The following is a 17,887-nucleotide window of genomic DNA, read 5'->3' on the forward strand; positions in this document are numbered from 1 at the left end:
ACGCAAATGACAATAATCAAACGCAGATATTTCTCCGCAGCCCTTGCCGCCACCGTTCTGGCCGGGGCGACGCTTTCCGCCGGCATTGCCGGTGCCGCGGAAAAGACGATAGCCCTGGTGCAGATCAACCAGCAGGCCATCTTTTTCAACGACATGAACAAGGGTGCGGAAAAGGCGGCAAAGGAAGCGGGCGTCAAGCTCGTCATCTTCAATGCCAATAACGATCCGGCTGCGCAAAACAGCGCCATCGAGACCTATATCCAGCAGAAGGTCGATGGGATCGCGGTCGTTGCCATTGATGTCAACGGCATCATGCCTGCGGTAAAGCAGGCCGCCGAAGCGAACATCCCAGTGGTCGCTATCGACGCAATATTGCCCGAAGGGCCTCAGAAGGCACAGATTGGCGTCGACAATGCCAAGGCTGGTGCCGACATGGGCAAGTTCTTCGTCGACTATGTGAAGTCAGACATGGGCGGCAAGGCCAAGATCGGCGTCGTCGGGGCCCTCAACTCTTTCATCCAGAATATCCGTCAGAAGGGCTTTGAGGACACGCTCAAGGATCATCCCGGCATCACGGCGGCCGGCGTCGTTGACGGACAGAACGTGCAGGATACGGCTCTTTCCGCAGCGGAAAACCTCATAACTGGCAATCCGGATATGACCGCAATCTACGCAACGGGTGAACCGGCCCTTCTCGGCGCCGTCGCTGCCGTCGAAAGCCAGAGCAAGCAGAAGGACATCAAGGTCTTCGGCTGGGATCTGACCAAGCAGGCGATCGCTGGCATCGACGCTGGTTATGTCGCGGGTGTCATCCAGCAGGACCCGGCGGCCATGGGTGCTGCGGCCGTCAAGGCGCTGAAGACCGTTTCTGATGGCGGCAGTGTCGAAAAGACGATTGCCGTGCCGGTGACCATCGTCACCAAGGCCAATGTCGAGCCCTACCGGGCGGTCTTCAAATGATCGCCGGCGGACAGCACCCAACCGCTGTCACCGGCGCTGGGGGAGATATTCTCCCCCAGCATCTCTCCGGTGCGGCGCGAGAACCGCGCGTCTCGCTTCGCGGTATCGTAAAAACCTTCGGTTCACATCAGGCGCTGCGCGGCGTCGATCTCGACATCTATCCCGGTGAATGCCTGGGCCTTGTCGGTGACAACGCGGCTGGAAAATCGACGCTGACGAAGGTTATTTCCGGAACCTACATTCCGGATGAAGGATCCATTACGCTCGAGGGGGAAGAGGTCCGTTTCTCCGGTCCCGCCGATGCGCGCAATCGCAATATCGAGATGGTCTTTCAGGATTTGAGCCTCTGTGACCATATAGACGTGATCGGCAACCTGTTTCTTGGGCGCGAGATCACCAAGGGTCCGTTCCTCGACCGGCAGACGATGTTGGCCGAGGCCCGCAAGATGCTGGATGCGCTGGAAATCCGTATTCCAAGGTTGACGGCCAAGGTGGAAAAACTCTCCGGCGGACAGCGGCAGGCAATCGCAATCGCCCGTGCGGCGTCCTTCAATCCCAAGGTCCTGATCATGGACGAACCCACTTCGGCGCTTGCCGTGGCAGAGGTGGAGGCCGTTCTGGCGTTGATCAACCGGGTCAAGGCCAAGGGCGTCTCCGTCATCCTCATCACTCATCGTCTTCAGGATCTGTTCCGCGTGTGTGATCGCATCGCCGTCATGTACGAGGGAACGAAGGTCGCCGAACGGCAGATCAACGAAACCAGCCTCGAAGACCTCGTCAAACTGATCGTGGGAGGTCGCCATTGACCGTCTACACTGAACGCGCCAAGGGCTCACCCGTCGCCGATTTCATCGCCGAAAACGCGCAGGTCTTGTCCATAACGGCCTTTTTCATCGCCTGCATGCTGTTCTTTGCCGTAAGCACGGATACGTTCCTGACGGCAGGCAACCTGCTGAACGTCGTGCGTCAGGCCGCTCCCATCCTCATCGTTTCCGTCGCCATGACGCTTGTCATCATCACCGGCGGCATCGACCTGTCGGTCGGCTCCATGGTTGCGCTGATCAACGCCGTCGGTGCCATCCTCATGGCGGCGGGCTATCCCTGGCCTCTGGTGCTGGTCGCCATGCTCATGCTCGGCGCCGTGCTTGGTCTCTTGCAGGGCTGGTTCATTGCCTATCAGGGCATTCCGGCCTTCATCGTCACGCTCGCAGGCTTGTCCATCCTTCGAGGGGTCGCACTCTATATCACCCAAGGGTATTCGGTGCCTATTCCGGATGCGCCCGGCTTCTTTTTTCTCGGTCGCGGAGACCTGTTCGGTTTCCCGGTGCCGGCGCTGATCGGTATCCTCATCACTGTCGTGGCCTATGTGGTCATTTCGTCCACCCGCTACGGACGCCGGGTCGTGGCGGTAGGCTCCAATCTGGAGGCTGCCCGTCGTGTGGGTATGCCGGCAAAATGGATCCTTGCATCGGTCTATCTGGTCGCAGGCGTGGCATCCGCAATCGCTGGGCTGCTGATCGCGTCACGCCTCGGCTCGGGTTCCTCCAATGCTGCTGTCGGCTTTGAGCTGCAAGTCGTGGCAGCGGTTGTGCTTGGCGGTACATCGTTGATGGGCGGACGCGGAACCATTCTCGGCTCCGTGCTTGGCACCATGACCATTGCCGTGATCGGCAACGGGCTGATCCTGATGCATATTTCACCCTTTTTCACACAGATTGTCACGGGCGCGATCATTCTTGCCGCTATCTGGCTCAACACACGCATCTTCACCACCAACTTCCGCTTGGGTTCCAGAAAAAAGGGTTGAGGCCATGGTGGATGAACTCTCGAAAGGCCATATTCGCTCCGGCAATTTCATGACGGTTGCCGGTCCCGTCCCGGTGGAAAAGCTCGGCCTGACGCTGATGCACGAGCATATTCTCAACGATTGCCGCTGCTGGTGGCACGCACCGAAAACGCCGGAGCGGCAATATCTGGCAGAGGGCTTGGTCTGCCAGGAAATCCTCGGCGAACTTCGCCAGGATCCCTTCGTCAACAAGCACAACATCACGCTGGATGATGAGCCGCTTGCGATTAAAGAACTGCATGAATTCGCCGCTCAGGGCGGCCATACGGTGGTGGAGCCGACCTGCCAGGGTATCGGCAGAAATCCGCTTGCCCTCAGGCGGATATCCGAAGCGACCGGGCTCAATATCGTGATGGGGGCGGGTTATTATCTGGCCTCCTCTCATCCTGAGAAAGTGGCAGCGCTCAGCATCGACGACATCGCCAATGAAATCGTTCACGAGGCGCTTCAGGGCGTCGACGGAACCGGTGTGAAAATCGGTCTGATCGGAGAGATCGGTGTGTCCTCGGACTTCACCCCCGAGGAGCAAAAATCGCTGCGGGGTGCGGCGAGGGCGCAGGCCCGTACAGGTCTGCCCCTTATGGTGCATCTTCCGGGCTGGTTAAGGCTGGGTCACAGGGTTCTCGATGTAGTCGAGCAGGAAGGCGCGGATGTCAGTCACACCGTTCTGTGTCACATGAACCCGTCGCATGATGACCTTGGCTATCAGGGAGAACTTGCCGGCCGCGGTGCCTTCATCGAATACGACATGATCGGCATGGATTTCTTCTATGCCGATCAGCAGGTCCAATGCCCGAGTGACGACGAAGCGGCCAAAGCCCTCGTCCAGCTGGTGGAGCGCGGATATCTGGACCGCATCCTGCTTTCCCACGATGTTTTCCTGAAGATGATGCTGACGCGGTATGGCGGCAATGGTTACGCCTATATCCTCAAGCATTTCCTGCCGCGATTGAAGCGGCATGGTCTGGATGACCTCACCTTGCAAATCCTCATGCGGGATAACCCGCGCTCGGTCTTCCAGGCGAAGACGTGACGAACCCATAGAAATGGAACGAAAAATGACAAAGAAAATACTTCTCGTGGGCGAAAGCTGGGTCAGCTCCGCAACTCACTACAAGGGCTTCGACCAGTTCGGCAGCGTCACCTTTCACTTGGGCGCGGAACCTCTGGTAAAGGCGCTCGAAGGTAGTGAGTACGAGCTGACCTACCTGACGGCTCATGATGCTGTCGAGAAACTTCCCTTCGATATGGCGGGGCTGGATGCGTATGACGCGATCATCCTCTCTGACATCGGTGCCAATTCGCTGCTTTTGCCGCCTGCGGTTTGGCTGCACTCGAAAACCGTTCCAAACCGTCTGAAGCTTCTCAAGGCATGGGTCGAAAAGGGTGGCGGCCTGCTGATGGTTGGCGGATATTTCTCGTTCCAGGGTATCGATGGCAAGGCCCGGTGGCGACGCACCCCCGTGGAAGATACGCTTCCCGTGACCTGCCTGCCATGGGATGACCGCGTTGAAATTCCAGAAGGATCGACGGCCGACATTCTGATGCCGGATCATCCCACCGTTGCAGGTCTTTCCGGCGAATGGCCGCTTCTCCTCGGTGTCAATGAGGTAGAGGTGCGCGAACGCGCAGATGTGGACGTGGTCGCCCGCCTGCCTGCGGAGCAGGGCGGTCATCCGCTTCTGGTCACCGGCGTTTTTGGACAGGGTCGGACAGCGGCGTGGACATCCGACATTGGTCCGCACTGGCTCTCTCCCGCCTTCTGCGAATGGCAGGGCTACGGCCGTTTGTGGAAAAACATTCTGGGCTGGCTGACAGAAGCTCGCTGAGCGCGGCGGCATGTATCGGTGGAGAGGATCGTCAGTTGGACAAAATATCCGCGAGCTCAAGGATATCGGGAAAGGCTGAAAGCGTGCCCCGACGACTGACGGTCAGCGCAGATGCCTTTGCGCCATGCCTCAACGCCCGTTCATCCACACTGACGTTTCTCAACGCGGCGGAGGCCAGCGTGACGGCCATGAAGCAATCGCCAGCACCCGTCGTGTCGACAACGCCAGTTTTTTCGGCGGGCACGGTCAGGCATTGGTTTGTCGTGCCGAGCATCGAACCCTCGCCGCCAAGGGTGAGGATGACCTGGCGGACACCGGCTGAAATGAGCAATTTTATCGCTGTCGAGCCGGTATCCCCGGTCAGGGCGGCCGCTTCGCCGCGGTTGAGGAAAGCGATGTCCGTGAGCGGCCAGAGACTTTCAAACCAGGGTTGGAGAGGTGACGGATTGAATGCGGTGATCATTCCCGTTGCCTTTGCCTGCGACAGTGCGAGACGGGTGGTTGTTTCGCCCAGATTGCCTTGCACGACGAGAAGGTCGCCGGGGCTGGCTGTACCAAGGGTTCCGGCCACGTCTTCCGGGGTCAGGGATTCTGCGCAGGCCGTGGTCGTGACGATGCTGTTTTCACCATCGGGCGTATTGAAGATGATGGAGAGATCGCTGGTCTGCCCATCCATGCCAATGAGGTCGGCGGTCAGAGGTTCGGTTGCAAGGCGGGCGCGGATGGTCGCAGACCTGTCATCTGTACCTACAGCAGCAGTCAATGTGGTATCGAGCCCGCATCGGGCCATAACAATGGCTTGATTGCAGCCTTTTCCGCCAAGATCGCGGAAGGCCTGCCGGCCGAAAATCGAAGCCCCGGCTTCCGGCAGGGCGGAAACGGAATAGGTTTCGTCGAGCGCGATATTGCCGATGACGAAGGCACGCATGAAAAACTTTCGAGAGGACAAGGCATGCAGATCATATCCGACAATAGGGCGAACGCCATCCAGGAAATCTTTGGTCGTGACAAGGCTTTGATCGGCATGGTGCATTGCCCGCCGTTTCCCGGAGCACCAAGGTATCGTGGCGCGGCCATGGATGCCATCTACGACGTCTGCATGCGCGATGCCGAGGCTTTGATCGAAGGCGGTATGCATGGTCTTCTCATTGAAAACCATGGCGATATTCCCTTTTCCAAGCCGGAGGATATCGGTCATGAGACAGCTGCCTTCATGAGCGTGGTGACTGACCGGGTCGCGCGGGCGACTGGCGTTCCGCTCGGTATCAACGTGCTTGCCAATGCGCCGATCCCGGCTTTCGCCATTGCCATGGCGGGCGGAGCGAAATTCATCCGCGTCAACCAGTGGGCCAATGCCTATGTCGCCAACGAGGGTTTCATGGAAGGGCGTGCGGCGGAAGCGATGCGTTATCGATCCCTGCTCAGGGCCGAGCACATAAAGGTTTTCGCCGACAGCCACGTCAAGCACGGCGCGCATGCTATCACGGGTGATCGTAGCATCGATGAGCTGACCCGCGACCTTGCCTTCTTTGATGCGGATGCGGTGATCGCTACTGGCCAGCGAACCGGCAACAGCGCAACGATGGCGGAAATCGAAGAGATCGGGCAGGCCACACATCTCCCGCTTCTGGTCGGTTCTGGTGTTGGGGAAGCCAATATCGTTGAAATCCTGAAGCGCACCAGCGGTGTCATCGTCGCTTCGTCGCTAAAACAGGGCGGTGTCTGGTGGAACCCTGTCGAGCCTGCCCGTGTGCGATCGTTTGTTGAGGCGGCGCAGCCAGGGCTTTCGGGTTGAGGGCAAACGGGAAATGATGATGACGCAAACTCTTTCGATCAACGGGCAGCGACTTATCGATCGACTCGACCGGTTTGCGCAAATAGGCGCGACGGCAAAGGGTGGCGTAAACCGCCAGGCCTTGACCGGCCTCGACCGGCAGGCGCGGCAATTGCTGACGGAGCTGGCGCTGCAGCGCGGCTTCAAGGTCTTTCAGGACCCGATTGCCAATCTGTTCATTCGCCGCGAGGGGAGCAACCCGGATCTGTCGCCGCTGCTTATCGGCAGTCATCTCGACAGTCAGCCCACAGGCGGTCGTTTTGACGGTGCGCTCGGCACGCTCGCAGCTTTTGAGGTTCTGGAAACACTCGAGGATTGCGGGGTGGAAACCGAGCGGCCGGTGGAGGTCGTGTCGTTCACGAATGAAGAGGGCTGCCGCTTCGCGCCGGGCTGCATGGGCTCCATGGCTTTTGCCGCCGGTTCAATTCCAAGCGCCTGGGAGACCATGCGCGCGACTGACGGTGCGCTTTTCGCAGATGAACTCTCCGCCACGCTGGAAAGTCTCCCGGTTGCCGTGATGCGGCCTCTGGGCACGCCGGTTTTCGCTTATCTCGAGGTCCATATCGAGCAAGGCCCTTCATTGGAAAAAGAGGGCTTACCGATCGGCATCGTCACCGGCATACAGGGAACGCGCTGGCTGGAGGTGATTATCGAAGGGCAGACCGCCCACGCTGGAACAACGGCGCTGCAATATCGGCATGACCCCATGCAAGCCACGGTCAACGCGCTGTCTGAACTCTATCGCGACATCATGCCAGCCGATCCGGCCGCGCGTTTCACGATTGGCCGAATGGCCCTTGAACCCGGCGCGGTGAACGCGATCCCGGCAACGGTGCGCTTCACGATCGATTTTAGACACCCTTCGCTGACAACAATCGGCGTCATGGAGCAGACAATCCGCATGGCTATCCAGCAGGCAGCGGCGGACACAGGCTGCTCGGCGACTATTTCGCAGATTTTCGACATGCCGCCGGCAAGTTTTCCGGATGAATTACTTGCCGTATTGGATCAGGCCGCACAAGAGCGGGACTTTGCAACAAAGAGAATGCTCTCCGGCGCATTCCACGATGCGCTTTTTATGAACCGCGTCGCGCCATCGGCCATGATTTTCGTACCCTGCCGGGATGGTCTCAGTCACAATGAGGCTGAATATGTGGAGCAGGAGCATAGTATTGCGGGTGGCAACATGCTCTTGGCTTCGCTTCTCCAGCAGCTAGCGCCGACGGCAGCGTTGTAAATCGAATGTTTGCGGGGAGCTTTCGCCCCTTGTTAGGGTTGCTCCGTTTGCAGATCACTGCGCGCTGGCCGATCGCGAGTGTAATTCGGTTGAGAAAAAGCCGATGTGAATCAGCGCTGTAGCAAGCGATCGTATGAAACTGCCTTTTGCTTGAAACTTTCCTCCTGTCGCTCTCGTCACTTGTGCTGTTCCCCGAGACGGGAACGACAGGCCTTCAGAGGCGCGCTTCCGCGCCGAGGCGATTAGGGAAGAGGAATATTCAATGTTCAAGTCCGCAATCCGTACGCTCGCCCTTGCTACGGCAATCTCGACTCTTGCTTCGGGTGCCTTTGCTGAAAATCCAAAGGTCGGCGGTGCAGCAATGTACGAAAACAAGAACATCATCGAGAATGCCGTCAACTCGAAGGATCACACCACGCTGGTCGCCGCCGTCAAGGCTGCCGGTCTCGTAGAAACCCTTCAGGGCAAGGGACCGTTCACGGTCTTCGCTCCGACCAATGAGGCCTTTGCCAAATTGCCGAAGGGTACAGTCGAAACTCTGCTGAAGCCGGAAAACAAGGCGCAGCTGACCAAGATCCTGACCTGTCATGTCGTGGCGGCCGATGCCATGTCCAGCGCCATCGAGAAGATGATCAAGGATGACAACGGCACCCATGATGTGAAGACGGTCGGCGGCTGCATCCTCAAGGCGAAGGAAAGCATGGGCAAGATTACCCTGACCGACGAAGCGGGTGGTGTTGCGCATGTGACGATCGCCGACGTCAAGCAGTCGAACGGCGTCATTCATGTCATCGACAAGGTTCTGCTTCCGAAGATGTGATTGCTCTTATCTTCTGCATGCCTGATCCGGCCACCTCCTCGGTGGCCGGATTTTTTGTGCTCGACGTTGCTTCTATCGGTGAGGCAATGGTTTGCCGGCATCGCGTACGGCAGGCCGCGGGGAGGAATGCCGGGCGCATCCCTGAGGGCACGACGGCAGACGGCATGCCTGCCCGCATGTTCTCCTGTTCCGTTATCGAAAACAGAAACAGAGTGCGCTATCTTGCCTTCCGGCCCTGGTTGACGTACTCGAAATCGATAGGACCCTGGGCCGATTAACAATAGTGTTTCGTGGCGCTGCGTTTCGGCGCCATACACCTCATGACGTTGGGATTGCGATGAACCTTTACTTGGATTACCTGGCTGAGATCGAAAGCAGAAAAACTCAAGGGCTCGCTCCCAAGCCGATCGACGATGGCGGATTAACCGGCGAAATCATTGCCTTGATCCGGGATACCGGTAGCGAATATCGCGCGGATGCCCTCAAATTCTTCATTTACAACACCTTGCCAGGCACCACGAGCGCTGCCGGCGTCAAGGCCGCCTTTCTGAAGCAGATCATTCTGGGCGAAACTGTCGTTCCGGAGATCACGCCCACTTTCGCCCTTGAACTGCTGTCGCACATGAAGGGTGGCCCCTCCATCGAAGCGCTGCTCGACATCGCCCTTGGCGATGATGCCGGGCTTGCCCAGCAGGCAGGCGAAGTGCTGAAGACGCAGGTCTTCCTCTATGACGCTGACATGTTCCGGCTACGTGATGCCTTCAAGGCGGGCAATACCGTCGCGAAGGGCGTTCTTGAGAGCTATGCCAAGGCTGAGTTCTTTACCAAGCTTCCCGATGTCGAGGATGAGATCAAGGTCGTGACCTTCATCGCCGCCGAAGGCGATATTTCGACCGATCTTCTGTCGCCTGGCAACCAGGCGCATTCGCGCTCCGACCGACAGCTGCACGGCCAGTGTATGATCACGCCGGAAGCGCAGGCGGAAATCGTCGCGCTGCAGAAGCAGCATCCCGACAAGCGGGTGATGATGATCGCCGAAAAGGGCACGATGGGCGTCGGCTCGTCGCGCATGTCGGGCGTCAACAACGTGGCGCTGTGGACCGGCAAGCAGGCCAGCCCCTATGTGCCCTTCGTCAACTTCGCCCCGATCGTTGCCGGCACCAACGGCATTTCGCCGATCTTCGCCACCACTGTCGACGTCACGGGCGGCATCGGCATTAACCTGAAGAACTGGGTGAAGAAGCTCGGCGAAGACGGCAAGCCTATCCTCAACAATGACGGCAATCCGGTTCTGGAGCAGAAATATTCGGTTGAGACCGGCACCGTTTTGAAGATCGACGCCAAGAACTACAAGCTTCGTGACGAGAACGGCACGGAACTGGTCGATCTCTCCTCCTCCTTCACACCGCAGAAGATGGAATTCATGAAGGCGGGCAGCTCCTATGCCATCGTCTTCGGCAAGAAGCTCCAGACATTTGCGGCTGAAACGCTTGGCGTCGAGGCCACCCCGGTCTTTGCGCCCAACAAGGAAATCTCCATCGAAGGCCAGGGCCTCACGGCCGTCGAGAAAATCTTCAACCGCAATGCCGTTGGCGTCACGCCCGGCAAGGTGCTGCATGCCGGCTCCGACGTGCGCGTGAAGGTCAACATCGTCGGCTCGCAGGACACGACCGGTCTGATGACGGCGCAGGAACTTGAGGCGATGGCGGCGACCGTCATTTCGCCGCTGGTGGATGGTGCGTACCAGTCGGGTTGCCACACGGCCTCCGTCTGGGACAAGAAGGCGCAGGCGAACATTCCGAAGCTCATGTCCTTCATGAACAACTTCGGCGTCATCACTGCCCGCGACCCCAAGGGCGTCTATCATTCGATGACGGACGTGATCCACAAGGTGCTGAACGACATCACCGTGGACGACTGGGCGATCATCATCGGCGGCGACAGCCACACCCGCATGTCCAAGGGCGTGGCCTTCGGTGCCGACTCGGGCACTGTGGCGCTGGCACTGGCGACGGGCGAGGCGACCATGCCGATCCCGCAATCCGTCAAGGTCACCTTTAAGGGCAAGATGCAGCCGCATATGGACTTCCGCGATGTTGTCCATGCGACGCAGGCGCAGATGCTGAAGCAGCATGGCGACAACGTTTTCCAGGGCCGCATCATCGAAGTCCATATCGGCACGCTGCTCGCTGACCAGGCCTTCACCTTTACCGACTGGACGGCCGAGATGAAGGCCAAGGCGTCGATCTGTATCTCTGAAGACGAGACGCTGATCGAGTCGCTGGAAATCGCCAAGTCGCGTATCCAGATCATGATCGACAAGGGCATGGATAATGCCGCCCAGACACTGAAGGGCCTGATCGCCAAGGCAGATCAGCGTATTGCCGAAATCCGCTCGGGCGAAAAGCCCGCTCTTACCCCCGATGCCAACGCGAAATATTTCGCTGAAGTCGTCGTGGATCTGGACGTGATCGACGAACCGATGATCGCCGACCCCGACGTCAACAACACCGATGTCTCCCGGCGCTACACCCATGACACGATCCGTCCGGTGTCCTATTACGGCGGCACCAAGAAGGTCGATCTGGGCTTCGTCGGTTCGTGCATGGTGCATAAGGGCGACATAAAGATCGTCGCCCAGATGCTGAAGAACATCGAGAAGGCCGAAGGTAAGGTCGAGTTCAAGGCGCCGCTCGTGGTCGCGGCACCGACCTATAACATCATCGACGAGCTGAAGGCGGAAGGGGATTGGGAAATCCTGCAGAAGTATTCCGGCTTCGAGTTCGATGATCTCAAGCCGAAGACTGCCAACCGGACAGAATACGAGAACATCCTCTATCTGGAGCGCCCGGGCTGCAACCTTTGCATGGGCAACCAGGAGAAGGCGGAGAAGGGTGATACTGTTCTGGCAACCTCGACCCGTCTCTTCCAGGGCCGCGTTGTTGAGGACACTGCCGAGAAGAAGGGTGAATCGCTGCTGGCCTCGACCCCTGTCGTGGTACTGTCGGCAATCCTTGGCCGCACACCGAGCGCTGAGGAATACAAGGCCGCCGTGGTAGGTATCGATCTGACCAAGTTCGCACCGCCGAAAGCCGCGCCAATCGATTCCCTGTCTGTCCAATACTAAAGTATTTCCGGGCGTAGGACTTTTACGTCCGGAAAAACGTTTGAAACCAAAGATATAGAGCGCGTCCACCGAATTCAGTTGAAACCGGACGCGCTCTAGGGTTGAAATTACCCTTCAAATTCTTTGCAAAACGCCACAATCACGCGAAAAAACGCCGGCACATAACTTCTGATTAATACGCCTGCGGCAGAATAGGAATGATAATTACTTTCGATTAAATATCTATCCGGCAAGAAGCGGCGAGTATGTCTGAAATACGCTCATTTATTGCGGACGATCTCGTGTCCGTGGCTGACATGTTTCACCGTTTTTTGCGGAAGAAAGATGGGGCCGCGACAGATGATCTGACCTCATATTTGCGCGCCGTCTTTCTCGAAAATTCAAACATAAACCCGGATATTCACTCCAAGGTCTATGTGCGCGACGATGGCCGCGTGTCTGGATTTCTGGGCGTTTTGCCCGTGGCAATGGAACTTAATGGCCGGAACATACAGGCCGCTGTCTGCTCTTCCTTTGTCGCTGAAGACCGTGAGACCGATCCCTTTGCCGGAGCGCGTTTGCTGCGTGAAGTTTTGGGTGGACCTCAGGAGCTGACATTTGGGGAGACGATCAACGATGTTTCCGCCGATATGTGGAAGACGATGCGCGGCCAGCTGCTCGCCTCCTACAGTCTCGATTGGCTGCGGATTTTGCGCCCGGCTTCATTCGGGCTGGAAATAGCCGCTGATCGTTTCTCCAGCACTTTCCGCGCGCTGACGCCGTTCAGCAAGATCATCGATCGCACCATTTCGGCGCGTGGCCATGGGCGAGCATTATCCTATTACGCATCACATCCGGACAAGGTGGACAGCTTTACCGACGACGAAGCGAGCGATACCGAATTCGCGCGTCTGGCACGGGAACTCGTCGGCCACTTTCCGCTCCATCCCGTTTGGACCGAGGAAAGCCTGTTGCACATGCTCCAACACGCCAAACGCAAACGTCTGCACGGCGAACCAGTCCAGCGGATTGTGAGGGCCCGCGGCGGCAGGGCGGTGGGGCTTTTTCTTTACCACGGCAATCCAACGGGCATCGGCCGGACGCTGCAGATCATGGCCGTGCCCGGGCAGGAGCAGATCGTGATCGACCGGCTGATCCGCAATGCCTATGATCGTGGTCTCGCGGCCATCAGAGGTCGCACCCAGCCGGCACTGCTGCGGGCGATGCTCGGTAAGAAATGCACGTTTCTGCATGCGTCATCCACCATCGTGCATTCGCGCAATGCGGACCTCCTCAAGGCAGCGACGGATGGAACGGCATTTTTTAACGGCTTTTGCGGTGAAAGCTGGACGCGCCTCATCGGTGACAGCTTTGGTCAGGCGGTCGAGTAATGTGCGGAATTGCCGGATTTTATCGACACGACATGCCGGCCGAGCGCGCAAACGAGCGCCTTGCGCTGATGGCGTCGCGTCTTAAGCATCGTGGTCCAGATGCGCATGGAGCCCTGCTGCGCGGCGATGTAGGCCTTGCCCACGCAAGGCTGGCGATTGTGGGCATTGCCGATGGCGCGCAGCCGATGCGCACCGTCGAAGACGATCTTGCCATTTCCTTCAACGGCGAAATCTTCAATCACGTCGAACTGCGCGAAACGCTGTCCGCACGCGGCCACCATTTCCGCACCCACTCCGACACCGAAGTCATCCTGCATGACTATCGAGACAAGGGGCTGGATTGCCTCAACGAATTCAACGGCGATTTTGCCTTCGCCCTGCACGACGCCCGCAACGACACGCTGGTGCTTGCGCGTGACCGGATGGGTGTCCGGCCGCTTTATTATACGTGGCATGAAGGTACGTTTTATTTCGCATCCGAGATCGGGGCGCTTCTGGCGTTGCCGGGAATGACGGCCGAGATCGATCCGGTGGCGCTGGATCAGATATTCACCTTCTGGTTCCCGTTGCCGCCGCGCACCGCGTTTCGCGGCATTCACGAATTGCCGCCCGGTCATCTGATGATCCTGCGCGATGGCGCGTCCACGGTACGGCGCTGGTGGCAGCTTTCCTATCCTGACGGCAAGGACGCAGCACCGCCGGCAAGCCTTGGCGCGCAGGTGGAAGAGCTGACGGCGCTTCTGGCCGACGCAACGCGGATCAGGCTTCGCGCCGATGTGCCTGTCGGCTCCTATCTGTCCGGCGGGCTCGATTCCTCCCTCGTTTCTGCCCTGGCTGCGCAAAGCGTTAGCCGAGGCCTGCGCACATTTTCGCTGGCCTTCGAAAGTGCGGAGCACGACGAAAGTATCTGGCAGAAAACAATGAGCCAGCATCTTGGCGTCGCATCCGGAACCACGGAGTGCTCAATTGCGGACATAGCGCAATACATGCCTGAGGTCATGGAGCACGTGCAGACGCCCATTCTTCGCACAGCACCGGTGCCGCTTTACCTGCTTTCCCGGCATGTGCGCGAACGGGGAATGAAGGTGGTGCTGACCGGTGAAGGTGCTGATGAGCTGTTCGCTGGCTACGATATTTTCCGCGAAGCGCGGGTACGGCGCTTTTGCAGCCGCCAGCCGCAATCGGCTCGCCGGCCGAAACTGTTCCAGCGGCTTTATCCCTACCTTCCGGGGCTGAAACAGCAGACGCCGGATTATCTGGCACGCTTCTTCTCCTTCGGCGCAGAAGCCACCGACGAACCGCTGTTTTCCCATCGGCCGCGCTTGCGCTCTACGGCGGCGGCGAAAATCTTCTTTTCAGCGGAATTGAAAGCGCAGCTTGGCGACTACGACGCTGCGGCCGATCTTGCCGCGCAGTTGCCAGAGAATTTCCGCCGCTGGCATCCGCTTCATCAGGCGCAGTACCTCGAGACAGCATTTCTCTTGCCCGGGTATATTCTGTCCAGTCAGGGAGACCGGGTCATGATGGCAAATGGAGTGGAAGGCCGGTTTCCGTTCCTCGATCCCCGTGTGGTGGACTTTGCCGCAGCGCTCCATCCCGAGGCGAAACTGCGCGGTCTGAAGGAAAAATATATCCTTAAACAGGCTGCAGCCGAGCTGGTGCCCGATGCGATCTTAAACCGACCCAAGCAGCCCTATCGCGCGCCCGACGCAGAAGCCTTCGCGGATGCCGGCTATCTCGAAACCGTACTTTCTACCGGTCAAGTCAGGACCACCGGCCTGTTCAATGCCCAGGCGGTGGAAAAGCTGACGACAAAGGTGCGGCAAAAACAGGCGACCGGCTTTCGCGACAACGCCGCCTTCGTCGGCATACTCTCGACCCAGCTTCTGCACGCTGCCACGACCCAGAATTCCACAATGTCATCGCAAAAAATCGAAGGAAGCTCCAAATGACCAATGAAAGCACCGGCATGAAAGCCGAAATTCGCGGTTTCATCATCGAAAACTTTCTGTTCGGTGACGAAAGCCGGCCGTTTGGCGATGATCTTTCGTTGATCGACAATGACATGGTTGATTCCACGGGAATTCTCGAATTGGTGAGCTTCATCGAGGAACGCTACGGCGTCCGCGTTGCCGACGGCGATATCGTACCGGCCAATCTCGATACGATCGACAACATCGCCGCCTTCATCGGTCGCAAGCAGACCGCCTGAAATTTCGGGAAGCGCCAATTGCGTATCGACCACTACCTGCATCGAAGTGCGGAGCGCCATGCCGGCAAGACGGCGCTGGTGGCCGGTGAGACGCGCCTGAGTTACGGCGAACTCAAGACGATGAGCGAGGCTTTCGCCACTGCTCTGATAGCGCGAGGCGCAAGCCCGGGAGACCGTGTCGTCCTTGTGCTGGACAATGGCTGGCGCATGGCGGTTGCGGTTTTCGGTTGCTGGATGGCGGGCGCTTTTGCCTGCCCCATCAACCCATCGTCCAAGGCCGCACGCCTTTCGCAAATTCTGGACAGTTGTACGCCCTTTGCGGTGGTTGCCGAGGCCCGGCTGGAAAAGGTCGTTTCGGATGCGGCCGGTTCTTCTCCGTTGTTGCGCATCGTTTCCGGCGCGCCGAACCCAACGGCCGATGGTGTCGATTTTGACGCGATGCTCGAGGAGCCGATAGGCGCGCTGCCGCGAAACCTGCTCGATACCGATCTGGCAGTAATCATCTATACATCTGGCTCCACCGGCGAGCCAAAGGGCGTGATGCTGGCGCATGATAACATGGATGCGGCCGTCCGTTCGATTACCTCGTATCTCGGCAATAGGCCGGAAGATATTCTGCTCGGCGTATTACCGCTTTCGTTCGGATATGGCCTGAACCAGCTGCTTTCCAGCGTTTTCGTCGGCGGCACGCTGGTGATCGAGAAATCCTTCGCCTATCCGCATCTGATTTTCGAGCGTATCCGCGACGAGCGGATCACGGGCCTCGCGCTGGTGCCGACCATGCTGTCCATCATGATGCAGACGCGCGATCTGTCGCCGGCGCTGTTTGAAAGCCTGCGCTACGTCACCGCTGCCGCTGCACCCCTGTCGCCCACCCATAGCGACTGGCTGCGGACCTTTCTGCCGCATGTGCACCTGTTTTGCATGTATGGCCAGACGGAGTGTACCCGTATCAGCTTTCTGCCGCCGGAAGACCTCGACAGGAAACGCGGTTCTGTCGGCATCGCCATTCCGGGCACTGCCATCGCGGTGGTGAACGAGGACGGAGACAGCCTGTTGCCCGGAGAGGTCGGCGAACTCGTGGTCAGCGGGCCGCACGTCATGCGCGGTTATTGGCGCAACGAGGCTGCCACAGCGCGCGCGCTGCGCGTTGATGCCGCAACGGGCCGGACGCGTCTTCACACCGGCGACCTGTTTACCTGCGATGCCGAGGGTTATCTCACCTTCGTTGCCCGCAAGGACGATATCATCAAGTCGCGTGGCGAAAAGGTTGCGCCGCAGGCTGTCGAAGCCGTTCTGCAAGCCATGCCGGGCGTTTCGGACGCATTGGTCGTCGGCGTTGCGCATGAGGTTTTCGGTCAGGCGGTGAAGGCGATCGTGATCGCATCCGACGAGGCGATCACCGCAAAAGACGTCATGCGCTACTGCGCTCTGCACCTCGAAACCCACATGGTGCCAACACTGGTTGAATTTCGCGATTTCCTGCCGACGACGGATACCGGCAAGGTCAGTCGCCGCCTCGCTGCTCAAGATACGGAGAACAATCGATGACGAACAATGCAAAGAGCCTGCCTTTCTCGCCGCTTGAACTTGATGCGGCGGCGGAGGTAGAGCGTATCGCCGAAAAAATCCGCCAGTCGCTTCGTTTCAACCTGCGCAAGCGCGGGCTGGTGCTGGGCATTTCCGGCGGTATCGATTCCAGCGTCTGCGCCGCACTTGCCGTTCACGCGCTCGGGGCAGCAAATGTTATTGGCCTGTTCATGCCGGAAAACGATTCCGACCCGGAAAGCCTGCGCTTGGGGCAGGCTTTGGCGACGAAGCTGGGTATGGACTGCGTGCTGGAAGATATCGGCCCTTCGCTCGCCGCCATGGGTTGTTATGAAAGGCGCGATGGCTTCATCCGCGAGGTTGTGCCTGAATACGGGCCGGGCTGGGCCTCGAAGATCGTCTTCGACAACGCCATGAGCACCGGCGCCTATAATATTTCCTCGCTGGTCGTCCGTTCGCCATCGGGCGAAACGCGCAAGGTTCGTCTCTCCGCAAAAGCCTATCTCGGCATCGTTGCGGCGACGAATATGAAGCAGCGCACGCGCAAGCAGTTCGAATATTATCACGCCGACCGCCTGAACTTCGCGGTGCTCGGAACCCCGAACCGGCTGGAGTACGACCAGGGCTTCTTCGTCAAGAACGGCGACGGGGCTGCCGACATCAAGCCGATCGCCCATCTTTACAAATCACAGGTCTATCAACTCGCGGCCCATCTCGGCGTCCCGCAGGAAATCCGCTCCCGCCCGCCGACAACGGATACCTATTCCATGCCGCAGACGCAGGAAGAGTTCTATTTCGCGCTTCCTTACGACAAGATGGATATCTGCCTCTACGGTCTGGAACACGGCATGCCTGCAACCGAGATCGCCACGGCGACCGGGTTGACGGAGGACAATGTCCGGTTCGTCTGGACCGATATCGCCGCCAAGCGAAAGGTTGCGCACTATCTGCACCACGCCCCTATCCATTTCCATGAGGGCGCTCAGGCGAAATCCTGAAATTGTTCCAAGCGGCGCCGGCCTGGGCGATCAGGCTGGCGTATGAAACAAACCTCGATATGAATATGTAGCCGCGCCCGCCAGCAGAAGAGCTGTGAAAGCGGTA

The 17,887-nt window shown here is 58.8% G+C and carries 15 protein-coding genes; 14 read left to right on the top strand and 1 reads right to left on the bottom strand.

Annotation, left to right across the window (positions count from 1 at the left end; translation table 11 throughout):
• Nucleotides 1–6: 6 nt before the first annotated feature.
• From RBH71_RS10355 to RBH71_RS10375, 5 genes are read left to right on the top strand one after another with little or no spacing between them, the layout of a single operon-like run.
• On the top strand, nucleotides 7–960 hold the full coding sequence (locus RBH71_RS10355) for a substrate-binding domain-containing protein (protein ID WP_003518267.1): 954 nt from the start codon (nucleotides 7–9) through the stop codon (nucleotides 958–960).
• A complete protein-coding gene (locus RBH71_RS10360) occupies nucleotides 957–1,766 on the top strand; it encodes an ATP-binding cassette domain-containing protein (protein ID WP_003518266.1) in 810 nt (269 codons plus the stop codon). Before RBH71_RS10355 ends, RBH71_RS10360 begins: the two co-directional genes overlap by 4 nt.
• On the top strand, nucleotides 1,763–2,767 hold the full coding sequence (locus tag RBH71_RS10365) for an ABC transporter permease (RefSeq protein ID WP_003518264.1): 1,005 nt from the start codon (nucleotides 1,763–1,765) through the stop codon (nucleotides 2,765–2,767). Before RBH71_RS10360 ends, RBH71_RS10365 begins: the two co-directional genes overlap by 4 nt.
• Before the next feature lie 4 nt (nucleotides 2,768–2,771).
• A complete protein-coding gene (locus tag RBH71_RS10370; RefSeq protein WP_003518262.1) occupies nucleotides 2,772–3,839 on the top strand; it encodes a phosphotriesterase family protein in 1,068 nt (355 codons plus the stop codon).
• Between the two features lie 25 nt (nucleotides 3,840–3,864).
• On the top strand, nucleotides 3,865–4,635 hold the full coding sequence (locus RBH71_RS10375; protein WP_003518260.1) for a glutamine amidotransferase: 771 nt from the start codon (nucleotides 3,865–3,867) through the stop codon (nucleotides 4,633–4,635).
• 31 nt (nucleotides 4,636–4,666) lie between these two features.
• Here RBH71_RS10375 and RBH71_RS10380 read toward each other — a convergent pair whose 3' ends face one another.
• On the bottom strand, nucleotides 4,667–5,563 hold the full coding sequence (locus RBH71_RS10380) for a ribokinase (protein WP_019566855.1): 897 nt from the start codon (nucleotides 5,561–5,563) through the stop codon (nucleotides 4,667–4,669).
• A 24-nt stretch (nucleotides 5,564–5,587) separates the two neighbouring features.
• On the opposite strand from RBH71_RS10380, the gene RBH71_RS10385 reads away from it, so the two are divergent.
• From RBH71_RS10385 to nadE, 9 genes are all read left to right on the top strand, one after another.
• Nucleotides 5,588–6,430 (top strand): BtpA/SgcQ family protein, encoded by an 843-nt coding sequence (locus RBH71_RS10385; RefSeq protein WP_003518257.1) that lies wholly within the window; start codon nucleotides 5,588–5,590, stop codon nucleotides 6,428–6,430.
• A 19-nt stretch (nucleotides 6,431–6,449) separates the two neighbouring features.
• Nucleotides 6,450–7,706, top strand: coding sequence for a Zn-dependent hydrolase (locus tag RBH71_RS10390; protein WP_003518255.1), 1,257 nt, complete (start codon nucleotides 6,450–6,452; stop codon nucleotides 7,704–7,706).
• Between the two features lie 262 nt (nucleotides 7,707–7,968).
• Nucleotides 7,969–8,526 carry a fasciclin domain-containing protein gene (locus RBH71_RS10395; protein ID WP_003518253.1) on the top strand — a complete coding sequence of 186 codons (558 nt, stop codon included), beginning with the start codon at nucleotides 7,969–7,971 and terminating at the stop codon, nucleotides 8,524–8,526.
• A 337-nt stretch (nucleotides 8,527–8,863) separates the two neighbouring features.
• The gene (locus RBH71_RS10400) at nucleotides 8,864–11,653 is read left to right on the top strand and encodes a bifunctional aconitate hydratase 2/2-methylisocitrate dehydratase (RefSeq protein ID WP_003518250.1); all 2,790 of its coding nucleotides are present in this window, start codon (nucleotides 8,864–8,866) and stop codon (nucleotides 11,651–11,653) included.
• A gap of 467 nt (nucleotides 11,654–12,120) precedes the next feature.
• The gene (locus tag RBH71_RS10405; RefSeq protein WP_323687384.1) at nucleotides 12,121–13,023 is read left to right on the top strand and encodes a hypothetical protein; all 903 of its coding nucleotides are present in this window, start codon (nucleotides 12,121–12,123) and stop codon (nucleotides 13,021–13,023) included.
• Nucleotides 13,023–14,975 carry an asparagine synthase (glutamine-hydrolyzing) gene (gene asnB / locus RBH71_RS10410; protein ID WP_003518247.1) on the top strand — a complete coding sequence of 651 codons (1,953 nt, stop codon included), beginning with the start codon at nucleotides 13,023–13,025 and terminating at the stop codon, nucleotides 14,973–14,975. Before RBH71_RS10405 ends, asnB begins: the two co-directional genes overlap by 1 nt.
• Nucleotides 14,972–15,235 carry an acyl carrier protein gene (locus RBH71_RS10415; protein ID WP_003518245.1) on the top strand — a complete coding sequence of 88 codons (264 nt, stop codon included), beginning with the start codon at nucleotides 14,972–14,974 and terminating at the stop codon, nucleotides 15,233–15,235. The genes asnB and RBH71_RS10415 overlap by 4 nt, the downstream gene beginning before the upstream one ends.
• 18 nt (nucleotides 15,236–15,253) lie before the next feature.
• A complete protein-coding gene (locus RBH71_RS10420) occupies nucleotides 15,254–16,786 on the top strand; it encodes a class I adenylate-forming enzyme family protein (protein WP_003518243.1) in 1,533 nt (510 codons plus the stop codon).
• Complete coding sequence (nadE, locus tag RBH71_RS10425; RefSeq protein WP_003518241.1) at nucleotides 16,783–17,781, top strand: NAD(+) synthase; 999 nt, start codon at nucleotides 16,783–16,785, stop codon at nucleotides 17,779–17,781. The genes RBH71_RS10420 and nadE overlap by 4 nt, the downstream gene beginning before the upstream one ends.
• Nucleotides 17,782–17,887 lie beyond the last annotated feature (106 nt).

The sequence above is a fragment of the Rhizobium sp. AN68 genome (assembly GCF_030758035.1).
GTDB lineage: Bacteria > Pseudomonadota > Alphaproteobacteria > Rhizobiales > Rhizobiaceae > Agrobacterium > Agrobacterium tumefaciens.